The 22,534-nt window shown below is 47.5% G+C and carries 26 protein-coding genes; 9 read left to right on the top strand and 17 right to left on the bottom strand.

What is annotated here, in order from left to right; translation table 11 throughout:
- Nucleotides 1-12: 12 nt before the first annotated feature.
- The 5 genes from H3H32_RS32130 to H3H32_RS32110 all read right to left on the bottom strand — a co-directional run bounded on the left by H3H32_RS32130 (nt 13) and on the right by H3H32_RS32110 (nt 3,867).
- Nucleotides 13-1,293 (bottom strand): c-type cytochrome, encoded by a 1,281-nt coding sequence (locus H3H32_RS32130; RefSeq protein ID WP_182459812.1) that lies wholly within the window; start codon nt 1,291-1,293, stop codon nt 13-15.
- 717 nt (nt 1,294-2,010) lie between these two features.
- Nucleotides 2,011-2,307, bottom strand: coding sequence for a hypothetical protein (locus H3H32_RS32125; protein WP_182459811.1), 297 nt, complete (start codon nt 2,305-2,307; stop codon nt 2,011-2,013).
- A gap of 13 nt (nt 2,308-2,320) precedes the next feature.
- Entirely contained in the window at nt 2,321-2,503 is a 183-nt protein-coding gene (locus H3H32_RS32120; RefSeq protein ID WP_182459810.1) for a hypothetical protein, read from the bottom strand.
- Between the two features lie 451 nt (nt 2,504-2,954).
- Nucleotides 2,955-3,380, bottom strand: a complete 426-nt coding sequence (locus H3H32_RS32115) for a hypothetical protein (protein ID WP_182459809.1) — start codon at nt 3,378-3,380, stop codon at nt 2,955-2,957.
- Between the two features lie 61 nt (nt 3,381-3,441).
- Nucleotides 3,442-3,867, bottom strand: coding sequence for an NUMOD4 domain-containing protein (locus H3H32_RS32110; RefSeq protein WP_182459808.1), 426 nt, complete (start codon nt 3,865-3,867; stop codon nt 3,442-3,444).
- A gap of 286 nt (nt 3,868-4,153) precedes the next feature.
- Here H3H32_RS32110 and H3H32_RS37210 point away from each other — a divergent pair, with 286 nt between their 5' ends.
- Nucleotides 4,154-4,474, top strand: a complete 321-nt coding sequence (locus H3H32_RS37210) for a hypothetical protein (RefSeq protein ID WP_220472576.1) — start codon at nt 4,154-4,156, stop codon at nt 4,472-4,474.
- 72 nt (nt 4,475-4,546) lie between these two features.
- Nucleotides 4,547-4,903 (top strand): membrane protein insertion efficiency factor YidD, encoded by a 357-nt coding sequence (gene yidD / locus H3H32_RS32105; protein WP_182459807.1) that lies wholly within the window; start codon nt 4,547-4,549, stop codon nt 4,901-4,903.
- Between the two features lie 508 nt (nt 4,904-5,411).
- Here the strand turns inward: yidD and H3H32_RS32100 are convergent.
- Complete coding sequence (locus H3H32_RS32100) at nt 5,412-5,861, bottom strand: hypothetical protein (RefSeq protein WP_182459806.1); 450 nt, start codon at nt 5,859-5,861, stop codon at nt 5,412-5,414.
- A gap of 13 nt (nt 5,862-5,874) precedes the next feature.
- Nucleotides 5,875-6,708 carry a helix-turn-helix domain-containing protein gene (locus H3H32_RS32095; protein WP_182459805.1) on the bottom strand — a complete coding sequence of 278 codons (834 nt, stop codon included), beginning with the start codon at nt 6,706-6,708 and terminating at the stop codon, nt 5,875-5,877.
- 271 nt (nt 6,709-6,979) lie between these two features.
- Between H3H32_RS32095 and H3H32_RS37945 the strand changes: the two genes are divergently transcribed.
- From H3H32_RS37945 to H3H32_RS32080, 3 genes are all read left to right on the top strand, one after another.
- A complete protein-coding gene (locus H3H32_RS37945; protein ID WP_182459804.1) occupies nt 6,980-7,804 on the top strand; it encodes a serine hydrolase domain-containing protein in 825 nt (274 codons plus the stop codon).
- Nucleotides 7,767-8,687: a serine hydrolase domain-containing protein gene (locus tag H3H32_RS37940; RefSeq protein ID WP_309547121.1), complete on the top strand. Its 921-nt coding sequence runs from the start codon at nt 7,767-7,769 to the stop codon at nt 8,685-8,687. Before H3H32_RS37945 ends, H3H32_RS37940 begins: the two co-directional genes overlap by 38 nt.
- A 288-nt stretch (nt 8,688-8,975) precedes the next feature.
- A complete protein-coding gene (locus H3H32_RS32080) occupies nt 8,976-9,722 on the top strand; it encodes a helix-turn-helix domain-containing protein (RefSeq protein ID WP_182459802.1) in 747 nt (248 codons plus the stop codon).
- 9 nt (nt 9,723-9,731) lie between these two features.
- On the opposite strand, the gene H3H32_RS32075 is transcribed toward H3H32_RS32080, so the two are convergent.
- The 7 genes from H3H32_RS32075 to H3H32_RS32045 all read right to left on the bottom strand — a co-directional run bounded on the left by H3H32_RS32075 (nt 9,732) and on the right by H3H32_RS32045 (nt 16,129).
- Nucleotides 9,732-10,106: a VOC family protein gene (locus tag H3H32_RS32075; protein ID WP_182459801.1), complete on the bottom strand. Its 375-nt coding sequence runs from the start codon at nt 10,104-10,106 to the stop codon at nt 9,732-9,734.
- Between the two features lie 427 nt (nt 10,107-10,533).
- Nucleotides 10,534-11,802 carry a S41 family peptidase gene (locus tag H3H32_RS32070; protein WP_182459800.1) on the bottom strand — a complete coding sequence of 423 codons (1,269 nt, stop codon included), beginning with the start codon at nt 11,800-11,802 and terminating at the stop codon, nt 10,534-10,536.
- 83 nt (nt 11,803-11,885) lie between these two features.
- On the bottom strand, nt 11,886-12,677 hold the full coding sequence (locus H3H32_RS32065; RefSeq protein WP_182459799.1) for a penicillin-binding transpeptidase domain-containing protein: 792 nt from the start codon (nt 12,675-12,677) through the stop codon (nt 11,886-11,888).
- 72 nt (nt 12,678-12,749) lie between these two features.
- Nucleotides 12,750-12,968, bottom strand: coding sequence for a hypothetical protein (locus H3H32_RS32060; RefSeq protein WP_182459798.1), 219 nt, complete (start codon nt 12,966-12,968; stop codon nt 12,750-12,752).
- Between the two features lie 119 nt (nt 12,969-13,087).
- Nucleotides 13,088-14,068 carry an alpha/beta fold hydrolase gene (locus H3H32_RS32055; protein WP_182459797.1) on the bottom strand — a complete coding sequence of 327 codons (981 nt, stop codon included), beginning with the start codon at nt 14,066-14,068 and terminating at the stop codon, nt 13,088-13,090.
- A gap of 309 nt (nt 14,069-14,377) precedes the next feature.
- Complete coding sequence (locus tag H3H32_RS32050) at nt 14,378-15,358, bottom strand: serine hydrolase domain-containing protein (RefSeq protein WP_182459796.1); 981 nt, start codon at nt 15,356-15,358, stop codon at nt 14,378-14,380.
- A 69-nt stretch (nt 15,359-15,427) separates the two neighbouring features.
- Nucleotides 15,428-16,129, bottom strand: a complete 702-nt coding sequence (locus tag H3H32_RS32045; protein ID WP_182459795.1) for a helix-turn-helix domain-containing protein — start codon at nt 16,127-16,129, stop codon at nt 15,428-15,430.
- A 654-nt stretch (nt 16,130-16,783) separates the two neighbouring features.
- Here H3H32_RS32045 and H3H32_RS32040 point away from each other — a divergent pair.
- Nucleotides 16,784-17,212 carry a response regulator gene (locus H3H32_RS32040; RefSeq protein ID WP_182459794.1) on the top strand — a complete coding sequence of 143 codons (429 nt, stop codon included), beginning with the start codon at nt 16,784-16,786 and terminating at the stop codon, nt 17,210-17,212.
- A gap of 71 nt (nt 17,213-17,283) precedes the next feature.
- Here H3H32_RS32040 and H3H32_RS32035 read toward each other — a convergent pair whose 3' ends face one another.
- A complete protein-coding gene (locus H3H32_RS32035; protein WP_182459793.1) occupies nt 17,284-17,832 on the bottom strand; it encodes an RNA polymerase sigma factor in 549 nt (182 codons plus the stop codon).
- Nucleotides 17,833-18,129: 297 nt separating this feature from the next.
- On the opposite strand from H3H32_RS32035, the gene H3H32_RS32030 reads away from it, so the two are divergent.
- Together H3H32_RS32030 and H3H32_RS32025 are read left to right on the top strand one after the other, a co-directional pair.
- Nucleotides 18,130-18,678 carry a DoxX family membrane protein gene (locus H3H32_RS32030; RefSeq protein ID WP_182459792.1) on the top strand — a complete coding sequence of 183 codons (549 nt, stop codon included), beginning with the start codon at nt 18,130-18,132 and terminating at the stop codon, nt 18,676-18,678.
- A gap of 169 nt (nt 18,679-18,847) precedes the next feature.
- The gene (locus H3H32_RS32025) at nt 18,848-19,096 is read left to right on the top strand and encodes a hypothetical protein (protein WP_182459791.1); all 249 of its coding nucleotides are present in this window, start codon (nt 18,848-18,850) and stop codon (nt 19,094-19,096) included.
- A gap of 252 nt (nt 19,097-19,348) precedes the next feature.
- Here the strand turns inward: H3H32_RS32025 and H3H32_RS32020 are convergent, their stop codons facing one another.
- Together H3H32_RS32020 and H3H32_RS32015 are read right to left on the bottom strand one after the other, a co-directional pair.
- Nucleotides 19,349-20,260, bottom strand: a complete 912-nt coding sequence (locus H3H32_RS32020) for an alpha/beta fold hydrolase (RefSeq protein ID WP_182459790.1) — start codon at nt 20,258-20,260, stop codon at nt 19,349-19,351.
- 322 nt (nt 20,261-20,582) lie between these two features.
- On the bottom strand, nt 20,583-21,728 hold the full coding sequence (locus H3H32_RS32015; RefSeq protein ID WP_240543558.1) for a hypothetical protein: 1,146 nt from the start codon (nt 21,726-21,728) through the stop codon (nt 20,583-20,585).
- On the opposite strand from H3H32_RS32015, the gene H3H32_RS37665 reads away from it, so the two are divergent.
- Nucleotides 21,718-22,068 carry a hypothetical protein gene (locus H3H32_RS37665; RefSeq protein ID WP_240543557.1) on the top strand — a complete coding sequence of 117 codons (351 nt, stop codon included), beginning with the start codon at nt 21,718-21,720 and terminating at the stop codon, nt 22,066-22,068. The two genes, H3H32_RS32015 and H3H32_RS37665, sit on opposite strands and share 11 nt — an antisense overlap.
- Nucleotides 22,069-22,534: the final 466 nt, after the last annotated feature.

Genomic DNA, 22,534 nt, shown 5'->3' with positions numbered 1-22,534 from the left:
AGGCCCCGTGGATTAATAGTGACATTTAGAACATTCCAGACCGCCAATGTTAGCTACCTTGAGCGGTTCTTTACTTTCTTTCCGGTGAAGAGCAACGAGTTTGTCATAGTACGCGTTGTCTTTGGTATTCACCTCGGTCCGACGGTGACAGTCGATACACCAGCCCATCGTCAACGATGAACGAGCTTCTACTACTTCCATCTTCTCAATTTCTCCGTGGCAAGTCTGACAGGCAACATTACCAACGTTTACGTGTTGTGAGTGGTTGAAGTAAGCCAAGTCAGGCAGATTGTGAACCCGAACCCATTCGATAGGGCGATTCTCTTCAATAGCCGTGTAAATCTTTTGAATCTCTGGTGACTCTTTCTTGATGACACCGTGACAGTTCATACAGATGTTAGCCGCAGGGATCGTAGCATTCTTCCCCTTCTGAGCACCCGTATGGCAGTAGTTACAGTCAATTTTGTATTGACCCGCGTGCAGTTTATGCGAGTAAGCAATAGGTTGCTTTGGGGCATAACCTTGCTGAATACCGACACTATATGCACCATCGATCGTTTCTTTTGCCGCAACTAAAAGAAACAGCCAAATAACAATCGAACGAAGCGTTGGGTTGTTGAAAGCGTCCGACAAGCCTGTTTTAAGGCGTTGGCCAAATGTAGACGTAACTTGTGTTCCGTCGGCAACAGGTGATACGGCTTTCGACAGAATTGATACAATTGCTAACAGAACGCCCAGAACCAGCAACATTACTAGTAACAAAGCGATCAATACAAATGTAAAAAGTTCTGATGGGCCAGAAGTTGCCGTTGCAGGAGCAGGACCGGCATTACCACCACCTGTTGGAGCAGTTGTAGCTGCTGCGGGCTTGTTGGCCGCATCGATATAGGCTAAGATACCATCGATGTCTGCATCTGTCAAGCTTGGGAAGCTTGACATTTGAATTTTACCATTGGCATTGAACACCTGGTTAGCATAAGCATCACCGCTGGCAATAACCGCCGATGAGTTCCGAATCCATTTGTGCAACCAATCTTTACTTGGAGCACGGCTTTCAATTCCTTTCAGACCAGGACCTACTACTTTCTCGCCAGTCACCGCGTGACATTGGGCGCAGTTGTTAGTAAACAGGGTCTTTCCTTTTTCAGCATCACCACCGCCTGCTGGAGCAGCTGCATCCTGTGCCTTCACTTGGCCACCAGAAATCAGCAGCATAAGTGATAGAACTACGACTCCGCAAAGCTTGTATAAACAACTCATTTTATGAACTATATTAATTGAGTGAATCAACATAAATCACCACTAATTTTTTATTAGCGCCCAAAAGTACGACACGATTACTGTATAGGCAAAAATTGATGTTTAGTTATTTGAGCCACCGTTTTTATTTATATCGTTTCTAATTAACAAGGAAAATAAAGACGTATTTTTAGCGAACGGCAACTTATCAATACTGTTTATACTAAAAAAAATACCATTCAGCAGGGATATAATCCGTGTGTTTATAAAAGATGGCACACATTAAAAATTTAGTGTATAGATTAAAATTACTAATGTGTAATCAAGTTACAGCGATTAAATAAGTAGTAAGCCGTCTAAAACTAGATCACAGGCTGACTAATGACAAGCCGCATTCACTTCTATATATGGTTTATAGATTAGCGTTAAGTAGTTTAAACAGGACATTTATTGAGGTGGCAGGAATAGCAATACATAAACCACTTGTGAATGCAACTATGGGTAGTATACGATACTCCTCGAAGACGCCTATCCATTCAAAGCCTAATTGCAGACTGATACCGAATAAACAAAAAAGGCTAATCCGTTTAGTTTGAGTTTTACTACTCTATAACGGGTTAGCCTTTTTATGTAAGGAGAGGTTCCGAGCGAACTTGAACCTAGAGACACAAATTATTGATTATCAGAGATATAAACAGACGATACAAATTAAGGTGACGGAATAGGTGTCGAAAGCGAAAATTTGTATCTCCGTTTCAGCCACGCCTTAAATCATCTATCCACGCTCCCTATACGTTTGATTAGCTTGCGAATACGGCTACATATTGCTGCACTCTTGGCATATGTAGACTCCTGATCCCGTTGAGGTGTTAGAAACTTATCGACCAATGCATTGAATTGCTTAGGGTTGACCTGGGATAGGTTATGTAGCGTCCTTGTAGTAGCTAATCGACAATCGGCACGCTGATGGGTAATATCAATCTGGGTGAGTGGGCAAATCCGGCCCCTTCGCTTAGACGCCAGTGCAGCCGAACTGCTAATATCCGATTTCGATAGATGAGGCTTCATATCCATTCATTTGTTAATTATTCATCACTTTGAGTTCTGCTTTGAGTCGTTCAACCTGACGCTCACAATACCTAATCTGATCTATAGGGGCCTGTTGGTCCTCAAAGTCTGTCAGTAGGTTTTGCCAGTCGGCAAGTTGGCGATTCAATAAGGTAAGGGTCGAAATGTATGCGGGCTGCTGTTTTGATGATTCCATGATTTTTGAGCGTTGAAGGCCCCGACCGCTTCCGGCTGTCGACCTGGTACCTTGCCCACTGGACACTACAGGCGGCCAGTACAAACCACAATGCGGCTACCGCAAAGGGTCGGAGCGTTTGAAAATTCATTATTGATTGGTTGATTAGTTGAGTTCTGTACTCACAATAGCATATATTTTATCGAGGTGGCCGTAGTGCTCTGCAACATCTAGCCAACTTTCTCGCTTGGAGCGTCCATAATTCTGGATACTTATATGGTAGAGCTGATACAGGCGACTATAAACGGTACGCCAGGCCTGCCGTTGCCTTACCTTATTTATCCGGCAATAACTATTGACCATCCGCACTATCTTCATTCTGATGGTCTCCTCGGGCGGCTGAGTAACGCTTCCCGACACATCACATGGCGATCGGGAAGCGTGTTGAGGCTTGATCTGTCGGCTACTCATATCAATACAGACGACAAACACCCGTTTGTGAATCGAAAGGCGATTCAGCAAACGGTTCTGCATGATCACCATAATAAGAGTAAACCCCCGTCTCTGATAGTCTTAGGTTATCGACTAGCTTAATATCAGCCTCCAGAAGCACGTGATATTGGCGCTCAACTTCATTTGAGAATTCTTCAGCATAGGGATATTCAGAGGTGGAGCGCACCCAGGTACCTATTATTACTCCAGTGATTTCCTCATTATGACGTACGTAGCGAATTACTGAGCTCAGATTGACCGTCGGATTGTGCCCCCGTAGGCTATGTAGCCGCTCAACATGAACTACCCGTTGTTGCTTTAGATAGCAGACGTAGGCATCATGGCCAGGCTTATTATTTGCCTTGTGAATAGTAAACAGTAAAGCGGCCTGAAAGGGAGACTGCATGGCAGGCAACCGTAGTTGAAGATGCCAATCGCAGCTGGAGGGCTTGGAGACGAGGCTTAAATTATCCACGGCACACCTCCTTTCCCTTTTTGCTGCCTTTGGGAATCCACTCAAGATTAGTAACTACGTTGTGGCGTTTATCGCCATCCTTGCGACTTACCCATGAGTAACTGTTGGGGTTAGGTAGAAAGGCAGTAGCAACGGCCCGATGAATTTGCAGACTCACATACTTACCCGTAACAGGATGATACAGGCTCATAAACTGACCATCACGAGTAGTAATCAGAGGAACGGAAGTACCCGTTTTGCAGTGGCGAACCGTAGCCAGATTGGATACTTCAAAGAAGTTCTCTAAGCCCGGAAAGGGTTTCCAGATAATTTCCTGCCGATCATCCGGCGTAGGAGGAGCTTGGGGACCATTTTTGGCCGTTGGTGGAGTATAGGGTGCATTATTCCCCTTACCCGTGTACATTTGTACCGTGTTCATTTGATTTTAGTCAGTTAAATGTTGCACACCGCCCCCTCGTTGCTCCGTCAGAAAGATCAAACGAGGGGGTTTTGCATTTTAAATAGGCACTTTTCCAACTCATACTGTCCAGCGGGCAACCTCATCAGTACTATATCGCCTTTTCTGAGCTACAAGATCATACCAAAAGTACAATACTTTTAACCAATTTGCAAGCTTTTTAACTTATTATTGTATTTAACATTTAACTTATTGCGCTAAAGAGTTAAATACTTTAACTTTGACTATTCCAACTAACGGACTAATCATGCTACCTCTTTCCGAACGAGTCAAGACTATTTTTGATGCTTTAGATACTTCAGCTCATAAGTTTGCGAAAGACCATGATTTCAGCCGAACTTCTCTATTTAATATACTGAGTGGACGAAATCAGCCCATATTCGGACTTATAGAACGAATGTGTGCAGCTGAACCCCGTATTTCTGCTGAGTATCTACTACGAGGAGAAGGAGAGCCTTTGAGAGACAAGCGCCAATCTGTTGACCTAACGACTGTTGAACAGTTAAGGGAGTTCAAAAATGAGATGATCCAAGCGCTTGATAAGCGAATACAGGAACTAGGGGGTTAGTGATATCGCACAATTTGAGTAGTGGTACCGAACATTGGCCTTTGCCTAAAAGTCCACATCCCATACCACCCCATGAAAGAAGTCAGTCGAACCGTAAAAGTCAACGGTATTGAGGCCCATCTAAATCTAGACCCTGCATTACAGGCTACCGTTTTACGTGCACTTACTGGTACTACTCCACTGGATATCGAAGTAGATGCACTTAGTCTGCCCATCAAACCTTATTGGCTCAAGTTGTGCATTCGACTGTTAAAGTGGTATCGGCTAAAGCTTTCCCCCAAACTTGGGCAGCGATGTGTCTATGAGCCAAGCTGCTCACGCTACTCAGAATTGGCTTTCAGAAAGCACGGATTCTTGAAAGGAGTAGCTTTTACCACAAAGCGATTACATCGATGTCGGCCCAGTAATGGTGGCATCGATCTGCCCTAATCCCCGTTCAACCATTTTAACCTTCTATATCAAATGACAGTGTATCATGTTGAGCCGATAGGCTCACAATTCAAGAATAGTGACCTACCTCGACTAACTGAACTATTTAACAGCCGTGCTAAAGAAGGCTTTAAATTTCATTCTGTTTTTCATGTAACACAGCCTGGCTGTCTTGGCATCGGAACTCCAACTACTACCTATTTAGCTATTTATCAGAAGGAGATAGAGGAGGTCTAGAGCTAATAGGAGTATTAATAGAATTCGTACTTATCAAAGTAGAGGTCTGGCTATTAGCTGGGCTTTTACTTTGGCTCTACACCCAACCATATTACTAGATAACCAAACCTTTGAGTTTGCTTTTATGGATTCCCAAAACACGATGCACTGGCATTACCAATTGTCGAAAGTAATAACCATGGCGGCTGTCCGGCAAAAATGTAGATAGCTAGTCATTTGCCTAAAGCAGTATAAATAGCCATCGCACGAATAGAGCCTTTTGCGAGACCACTTAAAATCCGAATGATGGCAACGGATAATTTTTAGCCGCGTAAGCACAGGGTAAGCCGATAGCCAGAATCAGTATGACAATATTAACGAGAGCCATTAAGGGCACAAACGGTCTAGGTTCAGCCTTGGACAGCGGTAGCACTATCAAGTTCATAATCACCCAGACAAATAGTCCATAGGCTACGGCATGGGTCAGGACCCCGCCACAAGGAAGCAGGCGTGGGATAACGACAAAATAGAATACGGTCCAACACAAGGCGATGGCGTAATGGAAGATCAGACCCAGTAGGGCCATCACCGAGCCTCCCCTGAATGCCCTAGATCCTAACGCGGCACTGGTTATTGATCTCAATAAGAGGGTAGGACTTTTATTAGTCTGGGAAATAAATAGCGTAAAGGCTGCCACTAAATCGAGTGTACCGGCCACTAGCCAGGTAATTACTACAGTCATATCCTTTTTTAGCTCAAAAGTATTGCCCATCGGATAATCCCGTTTTGTAAAAATTCGACAATTCGGAAGGAAGTAAACCCGAATATTTTTTGAATTCTTTCGTAAGATGAGCATGGTCATAGTAGCCCAGTTCAAAGGCGGTCTGTAAAAGACTTTCTTTGGCCACCGACGCGTGGTTTTCGCCTTTTTTGTTTCGCAACCGTTTCAACAATTCCTGGAAACGGATGATCCGTAAAAATTCCTTGGGGGGGATGCCCACATTTTTTTTGAAAATACGCTCCAGTGTTTTTTGACTGACATGCATTTCATCGGCCAGCGTTTCTACCGATATTAACCCTGCGGATTGGTACATGCGTTTTCGCAGATAGACAAAATCATATACACCTGCTTTTGGTAGCATCCCATGGGTTGATCGATCATCAAACCAACGGTTGAGTCGGATGGCCAAATTTTCGGGCTGGCCCATCAGTGTGCCCAGCTGGTCGAGAGGAAATTCAATCGTCGAATCGAGGGCTGGCTCCATGGGTTGGGCAAAGAGGGCATAAAACCCACCTGGCCAAAAGCGGATACCGGTCAATAGCGTGCCCACCTCGCCTTTTAGCACGCCATAAGCTGTCATGGTACCGCCTAGGTACAATCGTCGCGGGTAAAGTGGAATAGCCTGCTGCGCGCCTGCCATTGGAAAAAAGTAGGCTATACTTTCACCGGCATTATAAATTAGATCCGCGCACCCATCGGCATAGATTCGCATACCGGCTGGTTCTCTACCCGCATCGATAGTCAGCATCCAAAAGGCCGCAATATGCTTTTGCCAATCCGGGCCAGGTACGAATTCATAATGTCTCATGGCGGAAAAATAAAGATTATTGGGCTATTGTTTAATTAGCCTTTCGTCTCAGGAGGGAGCGTTTGCTGAGATTATAAGACTTGCAATCGCGAGATGGCTTTACTAGGTAGGAGTCTTGCTCAACTAAGTAATTAACGCTTCATGCTGGCACTTTCATCAAACCCTTGTTATTTTATGCTTATAAACAGGATTCAACTCGAGTCTTGGGAATATGTTGAAGGAGTTATCCAGAACATAGGCCCACTCATAAAAAAGAAAATAGGTTCTGGGCATGGACACAAAAACAAGTTTTATCTGGTTTCTGCTTACCCTTTCGCTAACCACTCTACAACATACACTTGGCCAAGCTGGCAAGTCGGTTTTTAACCAGTTAAGTGCATCCGACCGTACACTGATCATCAAAAAAATGGATAGTTTGGTGGTGAAAAAAATGCAACAATACAAGGTTATAGGAGCTTCCATTGCGCTTGTAGATGACCAGTCAATAATCTGGACCAAAGGCTTCGGCTTTACCGATCCAGCAAAATCCCGTCGCGTCGATGAACAAACCTTGTTCAGCACTCAGTCCATCTCAAAAACCTATACGACGACCGCCTTTTTAATGGAAGTTCAAAAAGGAACGTATGCCCTGGATGATAAGGTCATCCGGTATCATCCTGACTTAAGCGTTAAATCCAGATATGGGAAGGCCGAAGAGAAGAAGATAACTTTCCGACACTTACTAAGTCACCGAGCTGGTTTCTGTCAGGAAGCTCCAATAGGTAATAATTATGATACAGTGCATTGCAGCTTCGATCAACATATCGCTAGTATCAATGGGTCATGGCAACGGTTTGGGGTGAATCAGTTTTACAGCTACTCGAATATTGGCCCCGATCTAGCAGGCTACGTTCTGGCTAAGAAAGCAGCAATACCCGTTGCCGATTACCTAAAAAAAAATCTTCTAATCCCGCTTGGGATGATCAATAGTACCTACAATCAACAAGAGGCTTACCAATTTACCAACATCGCTCAGGGATGTTATGGCGACAACGTTCTAAAAAGAACCTACATTGGTGATGTTGCTGCGGGGGGGGCTTTACGCCAATGCGGCTGAAATGGCAAAGTTTCTTACATTTCAATTTAACGGTTGTAGAGTAGGCAACAAAGTCCTTATATCACCAACGTTACTTAAGCAGATGCAAACCGTCCAGTTTAGGCAGGATGGTCAGGTCGCCGGGTACGGTTTAGGGGTTATGGTAAAACCCTACCACGGAACTACCCTTGTCCATCATTCAGGTGGGGGCTACGGCTACCGAGCTGAGCAAGCGTGGATTCCGGAAGCTAAAATTGGCATCATTATCTTAACCAATGATGGACTTGGCTCATCCTTTACCAGTGATGTTTACGAGTATGCTATGCAAGCTATGTTAAAGGCTAAAGTAGGCAGCTTACCGGCAACCCAGCTACAACCCGTTAACAAAGTGATTGTCCACCTAGATAAAGCTTATTTACGAACGTTAACTGGTAGTTATAAAACAAATCGACGGCTCATTACGCTGATTGAGCATAAGGGTAAACTTGCTACCGTTTCAGGAACGGACACTGTTTGGCTCAAGGCTCATAGCCGGGCCGAATTTTCAGCAACGAATGGTGATCGGTTTTTCTTTTTCTTTTCAAAAGCGGGTAAACCCACCCATTATCTGAATATCAATCAACATGATGCAGATTTTTATATCTACAATGATTCGCCTACAGAAAAAGCTGGTGTTATCAAATCGTCTTGGCGTGGATTAGTAGGCATTTATAAGGGATATAACAATCGTCAACCAGAGACGCTCCGCTTATTCATCAAGAATGGCTACCTGTATTGTTCAAGTGGAGGGGATACCAAAGTAAACGAATATCAATCCGGCATTTTTTTTACCACTGATGGCGAGTCGATTATAAAAAAAGGCAACATAATTTATTGGGGGAATCGAGCTTTTAGAAAACAATAAATAAAGCTTATAGAATAGAGTATTTAACTACTTGTGAACCCAGTAGCGATAACCTTTCCGTAATAAATACTATCAGGTAATGCCGTGACTAGTATAACGAAAAGCTTACGAGTTCACCATCTTTTTAAACGCCCTATTTATGGACATAGAATTTCTGCCTGTCGCACTTAGGAGCATTTATTGAGACGAGGCCAAACGGAGATAAAAAAACTAAGAACGCCCTTTGATATTTATTGTGTTCGCTCAGTTATTTATGCTTATTCTCGTGAATCCTCATGACCATCATTGATGACTATCAATTATTTCGATCAACTACCCACTGAACCCCTGAACGATTTCGTCTTTACTTTTTGGAAGACCCACAACAACACGGACTCAGATTACCAGTATACAATACTGCCCGATGCGGGTATCGAACTCATTATCTCACTTCAGCCGGAGCGACCTAACCAAATGGACCTCTTTGGTCTATCCACTCATAGTCTTGACATCACTATCCCAAAGGGGGGTGTCTTATTCGGAGTTCGCTTTAAACTCTTAGCGGTTGAATACTTGTTAAAAACTACTTTACCAACCAATTCCATTCAAAAACCGTCGACGAATTTTTGGGATGTGGAGGTGCAGGCTCAAACGCCGTTGGATAGGTTTGTCAATTTAATGAGTGCGCTGCTAGAGCAACAACTCAAGTTGTCAATCATAGACCCAAGAAAACGGAAGCTTTCAGAGTTTGTGTATAATTCTAAAGGAGCCGTTTCGGTCCATGACTTAGCGCTTGAAACCGGTTGGTCCACTCGCCAAATCAATCGGTATTTCAGGGCTACGGTTGGCTTACCATTAAAGAGATATTTAGAACAACTCCAGTTTTTTTCGTCCTTATCGCAAATCGGTCAGGGTGAGTTTTACCCCCTAGCGTATTATTATGATCAGTCCCATTTTATTCGACAAACCAAAAAGCATACGGGTAGTACACCCAAACAACTCTACCAGCAGCGAGCTGTTCGATTTGTTCAAGTAGGCCAGTACACCGAGGAATAATTGAGTTGACTACTCAAATGAGGCAGGAATGACACTAATTTCGATGAGTAAACTATCGAAATAGAAATAAAAACCAAACGTCTTTCGTATGTTTTTAGGCTCACTCTCAAAAACAACTTTTTCGGCCATTAGCCCCTCATAAATAGCCATAACCGTTTCTTTATCGGGCTGATAAAAGCCAATATGGAAATTTTCAGGATAGTGCACAGTAGGCTCCTGGTTAAGCTTTGAGGACCAAAGCACCAAGGCAAATTCATCGGTATTGGTTAAGACTGCAATGGCATCTTTTCGATTCTGAATGCAGTTAAACCCTAAGTGCTTTTCAAACAGGTTAATGGCCGCAGGAATATCCTGTACGACGATGTTAATATGATTGAGTTTCATGTAATTTGTCTGTAAATGATGGCACAAAGTTGGGCTTTGGACATCCTTACAAATTGGACAAATCGGACATTTTGAAGAGGTCATCAATACCCCCTATTACTGATGCATATTGATGCAGACTAGTAATATGTCATAAATAGGAGCCTTTATTAAGAATTTATAGCTTAGGGGTAGCGAACTAGGAACGACTATTGCTGGTTCGCTACCCCTAAGCTGGTTGATTGCGTTTCGCCAACTGAGTGCCGTATAGCTGCGGACCCGCTCGCAAATCACCCGTCGCACGATTGTACGACTAAGTTGGCTTAACGATCAAGTAAAGACTGGACCCATTACTAGTATTCGATGTTAATACCGGATGGTTTCGGAAATAGATTCGGTTGGGCGGAGGTTGTAGTTGGCTGACGAGCAAACGAGAATATACCTCCCTTTACTCGACCCGGTTGCTTTTGCGTTCCATCCCGTTGTCATATACCCTGATTAGCGTGCTTACCCGGTTATTTTCCTTGATGAACTTTAGCCGTAAATAGGGCATACCTTCTACCAGGAAGGTTTCGCTGTTGATCGGCGTTAGACGGTAAATCATTTGTTTGCCTTTTTGAAAGGTTAACCGACCCTCGTTAATCCTGATTTTCATGTCGGCGTAGTCGCCGGCATATGAATCCAGGAGGGTTACGGGTAGACTAACGGCAGTTGCCTTGGCGTTGGCATTCTCAAGATACCATTGGTAGTTCACCGTCGAGCCGGAGCTGGTCTTTGACAAATTGGACAGGGCTAGCTGATAGGCCGTATCGAAAGCATCATTGGCTGGAACACTTATATCCGGAATGACGCCAACACCTTCCCAATCCGTTTCCTTAGTGGGATCGCCGATGGAGCGGCCGAAGGGTACAAACACACAAAACCGGTCTGTGGCCACCCGCTGCTCCGTAATATGCGCTCCGCCACCGCTTTTTTCGCCGATGGTAATGGCCCTCTTCAATACTTTCAATCGCTGAGCGATGGCCTCTGCTGCTGAAAACGTAAAATTACTAGTCAGGATATACACGGGTGTATCGGGCATCCGCTTGCCCGGCACGTGGGCTAATGTCCACTCCTGGATGATCTTGTTGCCTTCCCGCAGGTGGAGTTCGGCGAGTTGAACCGGCTCTCCATCAAACAGGTAACTGGCAATGAGTGATCCCATGTTGGAGCCACCATGGTTTTCACGCAGGTCGATAATCAGCGCGTCAACGTTGGATAGGTAATTCATGGCCGCCACCCCCGTTTCTCCGCCAAATTTGACGTCCATCATGGCATCGAGCTTCAGATAGCCGATGTTACCCGGCAGGACGTTAATCGCTTTGAAGCCAAAGTTATCTTTTTTCCAACTGGCCAGGTCACGGTATAAAACAGCAAGGCTGTCTTGTTTGGTAACTGCCGTTTTGGCAGCCTTCACCCATTCCGGATCAAAAAACACCCGGATATGCTTATCGTGGCTTACGGATACCAGATCGTCAGTCAGCCGCGCGGCAAACGCTACCGGATCGTCAAGTTTGCGGTAAAGCTTATTGGTCAGGTTGGCGGTCAGCTGAGTGGCCATTCGCTGACCCACGTTAGGAAACACATAAGCCTGCTGCATGATCTTGCTTACGGATTGAATTACCGCTATTTTTTCTTGCTCAGAAAGGCTGGGTTGTGCGATCAGAGAGGTACGCATAACCGTGAGGAAAAGGGCAAGGATTGATGTTTTAGTCATTGTCGATTGGCCTTCTTATTGGTAAAAACAGGTGTTGACTAATGTTACAGGATTCCCAATTGTTGGAGCACTGCTTTTGTAATGCGCTTACGACAAGTCCCAAAGTCAGGATTGAGCACCGAGCGGGGTTTAGTAACCCGCGTTGCGAAGAAGAACGTATTCTTACCTTGTTCAATGTAGCCTACCCACCAGCCCAGATCCAGGCCATCCACTCGGGTCCAACCGGTTTTAGCCCGGAGTGTATACGTTCCCATCTGCGGGTTAATCATCACCTTCTTGAGAATCTCGACATTCCGTTTTGAAAAGGGCGTTTTCCCCTCAAACACTTCAATAAGAAACAACACCTGATTGTGAGGAGAAATACCAAAAGGACCAAAATTCCAGAAGTCCTCCCCGTTTTCGGCGAGATTGCCGTTGCCGTACTTGGCTAGGGTTAGGTAATGCTTGTATTTTTCCCGCCCTATTTTCTTGGCCAGTTCAATAAACGCCCAGCCCGCTGATACCTCAAAGGCTTCCTTAACGGAGAGGTCCTTATAGATGTCTGGCCGGTAGCCATAAAGGGTAGTATCCGTTGACCCCGGCCATTTAACAAGGGTATGTTCATCGGTAATGACACCGGTCTCCAAAGCAATCAGCAGATTGATAATCTTAAAGGTAGAGGCGGGTAGGGTTGGTCGCCGGTCGTCGGTCTGATCACTGATAATCCATTTTTTGTGTCTGTAATCATAAATCGTTATACTACCCGTTAGATTACAGTCTTTAAAGGGAGTACGAAAATCTTGTGCCAGGGCAGATGGGGACAACAGAAGAAGTAAGACAATCAGGTAGATATTCATCGGATGTGAGAAATGAGAAGATGGCTTCCCTGGTGACTGCGGAGGATACACAGTAGGTTCAGATTGAGGCTCTTAGGATAAATAAACGAAAAGTATTGTTGAATCGATTTGATGAATATTGATAGCGATGCCCGTCAACAGACTGGTGACTGATTTGAAAGCTGAGCGCGTCTCGAATAAACAATCACGGGTGTAGCCATTGGCATACTGCGCATACCCGGTCACCCCATTGTGGCTGTTCAGAACGGCCTGAATAGCCGGGTAGGCACGGGTGGGAAGCTGGTGGGTCATACTTTCCAACAAGGGGCGATGCCGGCCCCAGCAACAGCGATTAATTAGCCCAAGGGCAAGTACGTATGGCATGGCTGTAGATGAGCATGAATCAATGAATTGGTTAACGCGCCGGGCCATCAGCGCGTTGTTCGTGGAGCTTTACAAAGCCAGTGGGTCAGCGCCCTACTAAAAATCCGTTGCTGGTCTATGTACAGATAATGTGCCGCACAGTCCAGGTACAGCAGGTGCTGGGTGCCGATCAGGTGCCGCAGCTGCCTGAGTTGCGCCCGGGAATACAAGCCGTCATCCTTACCATAGATGCCGTAGAGGTGGATGCCTTTGCGCCTTAGCTGTTGCACAAGCGGGAGAATACTCAGGGTGGAATAGTGCTCGTGTTCCCAGAACATCCGACTAGCCCGGTTGGTAGTGTCCGTGGGTAGCCGGGTGAGCAGTGTGTCCTTTTGACTACGGGCATATAGAACCTGGGCCAGCCCATTCGGGTGCGAGGTAGTGAAGAACCCGTTTTTGGAAGCTTCTTTAAAACACGCCGAGCGAAACGCATATGAACGTCGGTCCAAAGAACCCAGGTTGTCCAGTGCGGCCAGACTGGTTCGATCCCCGTTTACTTGGTAAATCGTTCGACTACGGTCCAGGATGGTCTGATAGGTTTCTGGCAGCGACAGCAGTGCACTCGTCAATACCAGGGCCCTGACCCGGTCAGGATGCTGCTGGGCGTATAGGGTGGCCACGATCCCACCGAAGCTAAAGGCGATCAGGTTGCAGGTGTTGAGTCGGTACTTTTTATAAATCCCATCCAGGTCATCCATCGTTTGACGGAAGCTGTAACGGGCGGCCGAGTCCACCGAGCGGCCTTCGCCCCGGCGGTCGTACCAGATTACGTAAAAGCCCCGGGCCGCCAGGGGGCGAGCGGTTGTGGCTTCAAATAGCGCCGAGCTACTGCCGGGGCCACCGTGGATGAACAGCAGCGGCTCCCCCTGGGGATTGCCGATCGCTTTACTGTAGAGTGATTGCGCCTGCACACTCGACAGCCCCAAAAGCAGTCCTGCCAGCAAGCTAGCTTTTCTAAGATCGCCGAGAAGCCGGCTATATAAAATCATACGTATGGGCATACCAGATGAGTAAGGCTTAGCTAGTTCCCGCAACGCCTGGCGGGAGTCTTCAGGTTACGGATTACAAGCGAGCGAGTGTTGATTCATTAGGATGGTATCTGACCGGTTCCCGCTCCGGGCCAACGCTTTGGCGCAGCTATTGACAGCATTGTCGCTGAGCGGAAACAACAGGCCGGCTACGTTCTCTGCTTCACGGCGGCCAGGGGTCTGCCCTGCAACAGCCGGAGTAGGTTCAGGGCGCTTTTGTAGCGGCCTTCGCTGCCGGTATTATCCAGCGGGATGACGGTTCGCTGGTGGTCAATATTCAGCAACAGGATCGTCACCGCTCCCAGCATACCCCCCCGTGTGCTGAGTGGTTTTGCCCGCGTCCTGGAAGATAAACCAGCATAACTGATCAAACGAGTGGCCCATTCCACCGCCATTGTGCCACCCCGCATTGGACTTCCCGTAGCATAGCGTATCCAGGGAAAAGGCCAGCTGGCGGGTCTTTTGGGTAAGTAATTGATCTCTGTAAAGCGCCTGATCCACTCGGAGCAAATCCCCCACGGTACTGAAGACATTAGTCGGCCCGTAGGTTTTCTCCACGTAGTCGGTTTTTTTCAACTCAACCCGGCTTTTAGAGGGTGAATACCCAAACGCATAGTCATAATTATTAGCCTTATCGGGTAGTGGTAGGGGCGGGGTGTCGAGCGTGAGCAACACTGTCAGCGTCATACCAGCCGGGGCGAGTATCCGTTTAGCTACGTACTGGTGAACCGGCTGGGCGGCAACCGGTTCGACCAACGTTACCAGGAGTTCATACCCCATAACCGGTACCAGGTTTTCCTTGTGCAGCCAGTGCCCCTGCTTTTTCTCCGCGCTGGTCAGCGCTGCAGGCAGGTACTGATCGGACCAGGCCGACGGATGAGGAAGTAGTTGTCGAATGGGGATGGCTGGATCGGGGAAAGCCGGAAAATAGCGGCTGAATGCATCGTTTAGGCGCGTTTTCCCCATCTCATAGAGTTGTAAAATAACCCCGCTAGTCCATACTTTGGCCAACGCAGCCAGCTGAAACCGGGGAGCGAGTTGATTGAGGCATTTTCGCTCGACGTAACCATAGCCAAAGTCCTGTTGGTAAACCGACTGGCCTCGTTGGGCCACCAGCCTCGTACCGTTCAACATCGTCGGGGTCAGCGCGCCCCTGAACAGGCTGTCCAGCCGGGACGTGAGGGGTTGAGCCGGAGCCATTGTCAGCGCGAATAAGCTACGTATCGCAACTAGAGTCCACTTACGTGTCATCGTCCTTCGTAATTTTGGGCAAAGAAACAGCGAAGTCAGCCTAAAAAATAGAACAGGATTAGCCGGCCCTTAAAAGCGCTTGAACGAGGAGGGGGGCATGCCGGTTTGCTCTTTGAAGCAGCGAATAAAATGGCTCTGGTCGGCAAAGCCGCAGCGATAGGCAATCTCGGACAGACTATATCGACTCGCACTGACCAGGGGCAGGGCCTGCTGCACTTTCAAACGACGCATGTACTGACTCAGTGAATAGCCGAAATATTGGGGGAAATATTTCGACAGGGTCACCGGGTGCAGGCCCGCAACAGCAGCCAGCTCGGCGAGCGTGGGCCAGGTATACCAGTTATCGTGCAACCATTCCCGAGCCCGTAACAGGCCGACCGGTCGCCCAGGACCCTTGGTCTTTTGCAGGTATCCCAGCAGCAACAGATGCAGGCTATCGGCCGCGGATGGGTCGGGGTGCAGGGCTTCGTAGAACAGGCGGGTAACTTCCAGCCCCGTCAACCTACCCGTTTTGACGGCCTGGTCAACCTGGTGTTCAGTCAGATGATAGGTCTGAAAAAAAATGGGCTCGATTTCCAGATTCAGGTTGCGGGAAGGGAAAAGCGTGTGGTCGTTGCGATGCAGTTCCCGACTGTGGTAAAAAACGAGTTGACCGGCCCCTAACTGTTGCTCGGTCTTGGTGCGTCGCTCGCGGTTGCCCCCTCTCAGCATAAACGTTACATGGGCCTGCTCATGGGAGTGCCACTCTTCTGATACTTTAGCTGGATACATCGTGTCGATAAAGCCGAGTGCTTTTGGCGGATACAGCGCTGGTTAATACCTAAGTAATGCCCTTCCCGAAGTGGCAGCGTTGGGTTCATCAGTAAATACGTTCAGTAATCGTTTAGTTTTAGGTAACTGTTGATCTGGCTGAAAAGTAGACAATCCGGTGGGTCTATCGAAAAAGGCGAACGCTAACGTTGGAATACTAGTATGGGACAAAAATAAAGGCATATGGTTAATGTTTTTCAGAACGGGTCAGAAAGGTTTTTCGTCTCTAATGGGAGCATTTTATGATATTATATTAAACCGCCATCCACTATTATAGGCACCATCCAATTTTCGTACTTTACTTCCCAAAGTACGAAACGACAGCCTTCGCCCAGCTACTAATATTACTTAACCAAATGACACCCAAATGGGGCAACTCAAGGTCAATTTTGGTCGCTGCATTTGGGTTGACAACAAACTGACGCAATAATTAATCAGGATTATTCTGTAACTGACTTAATGAAGATTAGATAAGCTCGCTATCCTGCGACATTGTTGTGTCTCATTGATCTTCTTGGCCGTTCGTCAAACGTATGATCAATCTAGACTATATAATTTTTCGTACTTTAGGCTTACAATAAAATTGAGATAAGTTACCTACCGTACTTTGCTTAAATGAAAACGACGTTTAACGTGCTGATTGTTGACGACGATCAGATGCTCATAAAAGCCGCTTTTGAGAAGGATTCCGCTAAATTTAATCTGCAATTTGCCACGGACGGAACCGACGTATTAGAGAACATTGAAAGCCCCCAATTCTTGCCCGATTTGGTATTACTGGATCTGAACATGCCCAGAATTCACGGGTTTGAGGTGTTGAAACATCTGAAATCCTCGGCTTTTTATCGTCATATACCGATCGTCATTCTGACCACATCAGGTGCCGAAGAAGATATTAATCGTACCTATGAGCTGGGGGCTAATTCGTTTTTGACGAAACCCATTAGTCAGCAGGCATTGGTCAATATAGCAGAGCAAATTCGCTTGTACTGGTTTGAATTAGCCAAAACGCCAACACGTCGAACCAACCGCGATATTCCCTAATAGATCATCTGTTTAATTATTATCCTCTGTCATAAAATGACTTGTTGGACAGGCAAAATAGAGCGGATCTGTCAATAGGCGTGATAGTGATAAATATCTTGGTGGAAAATATCATTCAGTTTTTGGAGGGCTTTCCGAAAACGGGTTTTCACCGTGCCTAGCGGCAGGTTGAATTGAGTGGCTATTTCTTCTTTCGTATAGCCTTGATAGGTTAATTCCAGCACCTGCCCATACTGAGCGGGTAAAATGGCAAAAACCGACTGGTTAGGCATTGCTTCGAGGGGTGAGCTGGTTGAAGCAGTCATCCGATCAGCTAAATACGCCTGGAGTGGAGCTTGGTCTTTGCGAGCTCTCAGCCAGTCCATCGCTACGTTACGGGTCACGGTTAACAACCAGGTAAAAAGCCGTCCTTGCTGGGCATCATAACGATGGAAGTTAGTCCAGATTTTAATAAATGCATCTTGAAGCAAATCTTCGGCTTGTTGCTCGTCTTTCACTAGTCGTAATAAAGCCCCAAACAAAGCCGGTGAATAAGCATCGTACAACGTCGCAAATGCTGCGGAATGGCCAGCCTGAAGATCGCGGACTAATTGAGTTTCATTCAACGGGGTTGATTTCATAGAGGAGGAAGGACAACTAATCACCAATAGGATGTAGGAGTTTGGCAAGCGATTAGGTATTTACGTCAGAAAAACCATGCCACATTCATCAAATCGATTCTATTCGCAGCATTGCAGGTAATTGATAAACAAATGCTAGTAAAAGTGGGGTCTTCTTTGCCCAATAGTGTGGATTTTAGATAAAGATTAACTGTGTAGTCTATTAATTTCTATCCATACTACTTGTTAAATATTTTCATACTTAAATCTGTTCGTCATTCTTTTGTCGTAAGTAGGGTTGTACGGATACTCTACGTTATGAAAACATTAGCTAATCTTTTTGACCGATTTGACCGATTGGATACCAGTATCAATCGCTGGTTGGTGGCCCATAGCATTGCCCTGCTTCGAATCGGCATGGGGCTGGTTTTTTTGGGATTTGGGGTGTTAAAGTTTTTCCCCGGTATCAGTCCCATTGAGGACTTGGCAACTCGAACGACGACCATCCTAACCTTGGGTATGTTGTCAGGACACAATGCCATGAATTTTGTCGCGGGTCTGGAAACGATTATTGGTGTTTGCTTTATTTCGGGCCGATTTCTGCGGGTAGGCGTCTGGCTAATGGCTGCTCAGATGGTAGGCGCTATGTCTCCTTTACTTATCTTTCCGAGTGAGCTCTTCCCAGGTCCGCTTCATGCTCCTACCTTAGCGGCCCAATACATTGTCAAAGACATTATTTTGGTGGCTGCTGGGATGGTGGTAGCCTCCACTTGGACTGGAGCTCGTATCGTGGCTAAACCGCAGAGTCTACGCAGTACCCTGTCTCGGCGAGTGCCTAAGGTAGAGCGTAGTTTACAAACGGCATAGGGGCTTTACCGTTCAACACTTATCGAGCTTTTTAGGTCATTCGCTCTCTTTTCGGCTTAGTATACTCAGGCTGTTTTGATTGTAAGACAGCCTGTTTTAGTTTGGGCTACCTCACTCGATCAGGAAACTTTTCGATGACTGCTTTTTAGTTAAAAATAACTAACAGCCTATGTCAAACCTGCTTTCTCCACTGGTTATCCAAGTGGGTAAACTAAAAGGACCCTTTCGAGGCTTTCGAATGATCAATACCCACTTTACATTCGATAACGGCAAGGTGTGGCTACAGCATGAAGAGAAGTATCTTTATTTTTACGCGCATAATCCCCGCGCTAGAGTGGTCTATCAGCAGGATGGATCTTATGTTCTAGAAGTCGATGGGACGGATGAGACGGTACAGGTCATTCCAGGAGATAAATAGCCTAACGTGTCGTACTGTAAACAACTATCTGTACTATAATACCATCAAGATAAGGTTTCGTACTTTCTTACTTAACGTGCGAAAATCGGCAAGCGTTAAGGCTTTCAAACCTCCTAGAAACGTACTATTTGGGCGTTTTACAAGGGATTTATTTTCGTACTATTCTAGGAAGTACGAAAGGTATGTTGTGTCGCATATATCGCCCGTTAACCGTAACAGACATCTACAATGTCTGCTTGATCCAATACGACCTTATCTTTGCTTACCAAAGGTGAGAAATAAGCCCACCAACAGCACCCCAACCCCCAACCCAATCAAGACATTTTCTGTAACCGCTGACGCTTTTGTTGTAGCAGGGAGTTGGGATTGCGGTTCATAGCGGCCATCCGTTACGGCTAGAATCAGCGCAATCGTTTCAGCAGGCACATCCAATTGCGGAACGTGACCACAATTCGAAAACCAGTGTAGCTGAGCGTCAGGAAACAACTTTAGGGCCAGCCTTGACTGACTGGGGGGACAAATCCGGTCCTGACAACCCCACCCAATGACCAGATTCGGGATAGAGCCAATAGGTGCCCCCTGCTGCGGGGGGCCATGGGCCAGGCTATCCAGCAGCTTGGTAAAGCTGGGAGTTGGTAAAAACTCCCGGAATTCATTCAGGGCTACCTCGGCCGGGATCGTCCAGGGATGGGCCGAAAATTGAGCGAACAGCAACGTTCGGCTCACGGGATTGCTGACCAAGGGTGGTAAGATGGGTTGGATGAGCTTGGATAGCTGTGCCGATAGTCGAACCGACTGGTAGAAATAGGCGACCTGCCAACCTTGCCAGAATCCACCCGGATCCAGCGATACAACCGCACCGACCACATTACCCCGCCGGGCGAGTTCGAGCACCAGCCGGGCACCCATCGAATTACCCACCGCATCGATGCCCAGCAGTTGGTGCTGGATTAAAAAGTCGATTACCGCATCGGCCAGGGTAGGAATGGATACCTCTCCCAGTAGAGCCGGTGATTGACCGAAACCCGGCAAATCCAGGGCAATCACATCCCGCTGGGTGGCCAACTCATCGATAATGAGATCCCAAACCTTTAGGGAACTCCCCAGGCCATGGAGCAATAACAGAGGTTTACCGGTCCCACGCCGGACATAGTTCATGGTCATACGTATGAGTCAGTAGGTCTACAGGTTGCGCTGAGCCACTCAACATACGATGAACGGCTACCGGTGCATATAGTTTAGGGTAGGCGAAGTAGCAATTGGGTACCGGGACTCACTACCTTGAGCATACGCTTACTGTCCGGTTTACTATCGCAAATCCAATGCCTGGCTACTCGGTGTAGTGGTCAGGCAATGGACCATCCAAAGCTTTACCGAGACACGACCTGCGTCTACGGTCCTGGGCTTTGGTACTTGGCATAACACACCCATCTAGCGCCATAAAGTCTAGGCCGGATGGGTGTTGAGCAACGACTAAGCCTTCAGCCTACTGGCTGTCGGTATCCAGGCTCTTCAGGTAAGCGATCATCTCACTGCGCTGGGCAGGCCTGACCACGTAGAAGGGGTGAGGGGCCGTTTTGCCGCGCTTCGGGTTGAGCAGTTCATCCAGGCTTTTCACTGAATCGTCGTGCAGAAACACCGGCTTGCGGGCCAGGTCCAACAGCAAAGGCAGGGCGTTGCCCCGAATGCCACCACCCGGACTGGCGTCCACCACCACCATCTTGTCGTCAAACGTACCGGGGGCATTCTGAATAGGGGAAAGGGGGGCCTGACGCTGGGCCAGCACCTTGGGCGCATAACCCGGCCAGATGGTTTTCATCGGGATGAGTTTAGTGGACACGGGCACCCCCTGATTGGTATTGTGGCAGGACGTGCAATTTTGGGCAATAAATACAGCGCGCCCACTGGCTACCTGGGTGGCGTTGGTGACTACACCCTTAGGCGCTTGCAGACTGCGGACGTAGGCCTCCAGATCGCGCAGCTTCTGCTCGTCCACGCGCTTACCGGTTGGCGTAGGCGGATCGCCGGGCTTGCCTTTCTGGGGAGCCGTTACGTAGGGGTAGCCCGTCACGCCAGTTGTGGCCAGTACCTTGGCATAACCAGCCATGATCGAGTCACCGCCTGCCGCCCCTAGCAGGTGAATAAACTGTTTGCCGCCGGGTGAGAGCAGGTTACTCTGGTCAAATAAGGCGGTGTAGACCGTGTTGTTAAAATCATTCAACTTGTCATTCTGGCCCGATGAGCCAAAGGGCGCGGCCAAATCCTGCCGAAAAAAGGGCGTGATGTGGATGGAGTTGCCATTGCCGTCAGGCGAATCGTCAAATGTACCAATCGGGTAATAGTTCGGATTACTCAAGTACGCGTCAACTTCCGCTTCGGAGGAGTTAGCCGTCAGGCCCTTGGGTGCCCGACCAATGGTCGTTCCGTCGGGCTGCTGCAACTGTAAGGTAGGAAAGAGCGCGCGGGAGTTAGCCGCGGTGGCCAGCAACTTGCCTACGTTGAGACCGTGCGGGGTGGGGCCGTCGATCCGCTTGCCAATGCTCCCCTTGCCCGGAAGCGCAAACATCGACTGATCAGTGATGGCGTGGCAAAGCGCACAAGTCACGCCCACTTTGCCCCCTTTGGGTACCATACCGATCACGGCGTTGTTCGTCAACAACGCGTCGAGCGTGGCGGGGTCATTGAGCTTGGGCGCTTTAGCAGGCGAGTGGTCGGTCTTAAGCTCCTTGACAAAGGCAGCTTTCAGGTCGGTGGGCAGGGCGTCCACATCGAAACTGACACCGGCTTTCAGCGCGTCGAGCACGGTAAGCTTGGCGGCCTTCATACCCTGGGGCATGCGCACCGCGTCGGTCCAGAAGCCCTCGTCGCCAAATGTTTCATTGCGGTATATTTCCCGGCCCGCTTCAATGCGGCCAGCACCCACCGAGTCGGTAGCCGTTTGGGCGGTGGTCTTAGCTGAGCGTTCATTTTGACAGCCAGCCGTTGCGATAACCGCCAAGCCTGAAAGCAGGAGAGCTGGTATACGCCAGGAAAAGGAGTTAGTCATTTTCATTGAGTAAAGTTGTTTTGAACTAGTTATCCACAGCGTTAGTGTGAACGCGGAAACCGAAAGCAGGGATTGCTGGATTAACCGGAAGCTGCTGGTTTAGTTAAGACTGGTAGCCAGTTTACGCTTAACGTTGCCTTTTAATTATATACCGGTCTCTATCGACCAGCTCCGGCAGCATGACAACGTCAACTTTGGTGTTGATCAGGGTAAGAAGGGTCTAAAACCAGTCAAGGTATACCTGGCCTGAATAAGTCAGCCAGTCGGTTCAGAACAGGCTGAAAGGTCTGTTCTATGGTTTAGTTTCTGGTGTATCGAGCCAGCCGGGTTTTACATGGCGAAAAAGACTCGTTCACGACTATTAACAGGGGCTTCTCTTTACAACGTTTTAA

The sequence above is a fragment of the Spirosoma foliorum genome, from assembly GCF_014117325.1.
Classification (GTDB): Bacteria; Bacteroidota; Bacteroidia; order Cytophagales; family Spirosomataceae; genus Spirosoma; species Spirosoma foliorum.
The sequence above is the reverse complement of the archived record's forward strand: the minus strand, read 5'-3'. Positions and strand labels throughout refer to the sequence as shown.

Bases quoted from the DNA above. Each gene is read 5' to 3' on its own strand.
- H3H32_RS32130 (WP_182459812.1), bottom strand. From the start codon at position 1,293: ATGTTGATTCACTCAATTAATATAGTTCATAAAATGAGTTGTTTATAC.
- H3H32_RS32100 (WP_182459806.1), bottom strand. From the start codon at position 5,861: ATGACTGTAGTAATTACCTGGCTAGTGGCCGGTACACTCGATTTAGTG.
- H3H32_RS32070 (WP_182459800.1), bottom strand. From the start codon at position 11,802: ATGCGTACCTCTCTGATCGCACAACCCAGCCTTTCTGAGCAAGAAAAA.
- H3H32_RS32095 (WP_182459805.1), bottom strand. From the start codon at position 6,708: ATGAGACATTATGAATTCGTACCTGGCCCGGATTGGCAAAAGCATATT.
- H3H32_RS32065 (WP_182459799.1), bottom strand. From the start codon at position 12,677: ATGAATATCTACCTGATTGTCTTACTTCTTCTGTTGTCCCCATCTGCC.
- yidD (WP_182459807.1), top strand. From the start codon at position 4,547: ATGAAAGAAGTCAGTCGAACCGTAAAAGTCAACGGTATTGAGGCCCAT.
- H3H32_RS32035 (WP_182459793.1), bottom strand. From the start codon at position 17,832: ATGAAATCAACCCCGTTGAATGAAACTCAATTAGTCCGCGATCTTCAG.
- H3H32_RS32115 (WP_182459809.1), bottom strand. From the start codon at position 3,380: ATGCAGTCTCCCTTTCAGGCCGCTTTACTGTTTACTATTCACAAGGCA.
- H3H32_RS32030 (WP_182459792.1), top strand. From the start codon at position 18,130: ATGAAAACATTAGCTAATCTTTTTGACCGATTTGACCGATTGGATACC.
- H3H32_RS32040 (WP_182459794.1), top strand. From the start codon at position 16,784: ATGAAAACGACGTTTAACGTGCTGATTGTTGACGACGATCAGATGCTC.
- H3H32_RS32055 (WP_182459797.1), bottom strand. From the start codon at position 14,068: ATGATTTTATATAGCCGGCTTCTCGGCGATCTTAGAAAAGCTAGCTTG.
- H3H32_RS32050 (WP_182459796.1), bottom strand. From the start codon at position 15,358: ATGACACGTAAGTGGACTCTAGTTGCGATACGTAGCTTATTCGCGCTG.
- H3H32_RS32110 (WP_182459808.1), bottom strand. From the start codon at position 3,867: ATGAACACGGTACAAATGTACACGGGTAAGGGGAATAATGCACCCTAT.
- H3H32_RS32045 (WP_182459795.1), bottom strand. From the start codon at position 16,129: ATGTATCCAGCTAAAGTATCAGAAGAGTGGCACTCCCATGAGCAGGCC.
- H3H32_RS32075 (WP_182459801.1), bottom strand. From the start codon at position 10,106: ATGAAACTCAATCATATTAACATCGTCGTACAGGATATTCCTGCGGCC.
- H3H32_RS32015 (WP_240543558.1), bottom strand. From the start codon at position 21,728: ATGGTACCCAAAGGGGGCAAAGTGGGCGTGACTTGTGCGCTTTGCCAC.
- H3H32_RS37940 (WP_309547121.1), top strand. From the start codon at position 7,767: ATGTTGCTGCGGGGGGGGCTTTACGCCAATGCGGCTGAAATGGCAAAG.
- H3H32_RS37945 (WP_182459804.1), top strand. From the start codon at position 6,980: ATGGACACAAAAACAAGTTTTATCTGGTTTCTGCTTACCCTTTCGCTA.
- H3H32_RS32020 (WP_182459790.1), bottom strand. From the start codon at position 20,260: ATGACCATGAACTATGTCCGGCGTGGGACCGGTAAACCTCTGTTATTG.
- H3H32_RS32080 (WP_182459802.1), top strand. From the start codon at position 8,976: ATGACTATCAATTATTTCGATCAACTACCCACTGAACCCCTGAACGAT.
- H3H32_RS32025 (WP_182459791.1), top strand. From the start codon at position 18,848: ATGTCAAACCTGCTTTCTCCACTGGTTATCCAAGTGGGTAAACTAAAA.
- H3H32_RS32120 (WP_182459810.1), bottom strand. From the start codon at position 2,503: ATGGAATCATCAAAACAGCAGCCCGCATACATTTCGACCCTTACCTTA.
- H3H32_RS32125 (WP_182459811.1), bottom strand. From the start codon at position 2,307: ATGAAGCCTCATCTATCGAAATCGGATATTAGCAGTTCGGCTGCACTG.
- H3H32_RS37210 (WP_220472576.1), top strand. From the start codon at position 4,154: ATGCTACCTCTTTCCGAACGAGTCAAGACTATTTTTGATGCTTTAGAT.
- H3H32_RS32060 (WP_182459798.1), bottom strand. From the start codon at position 12,968: ATGACCCACCAGCTTCCCACCCGTGCCTACCCGGCTATTCAGGCCGTT.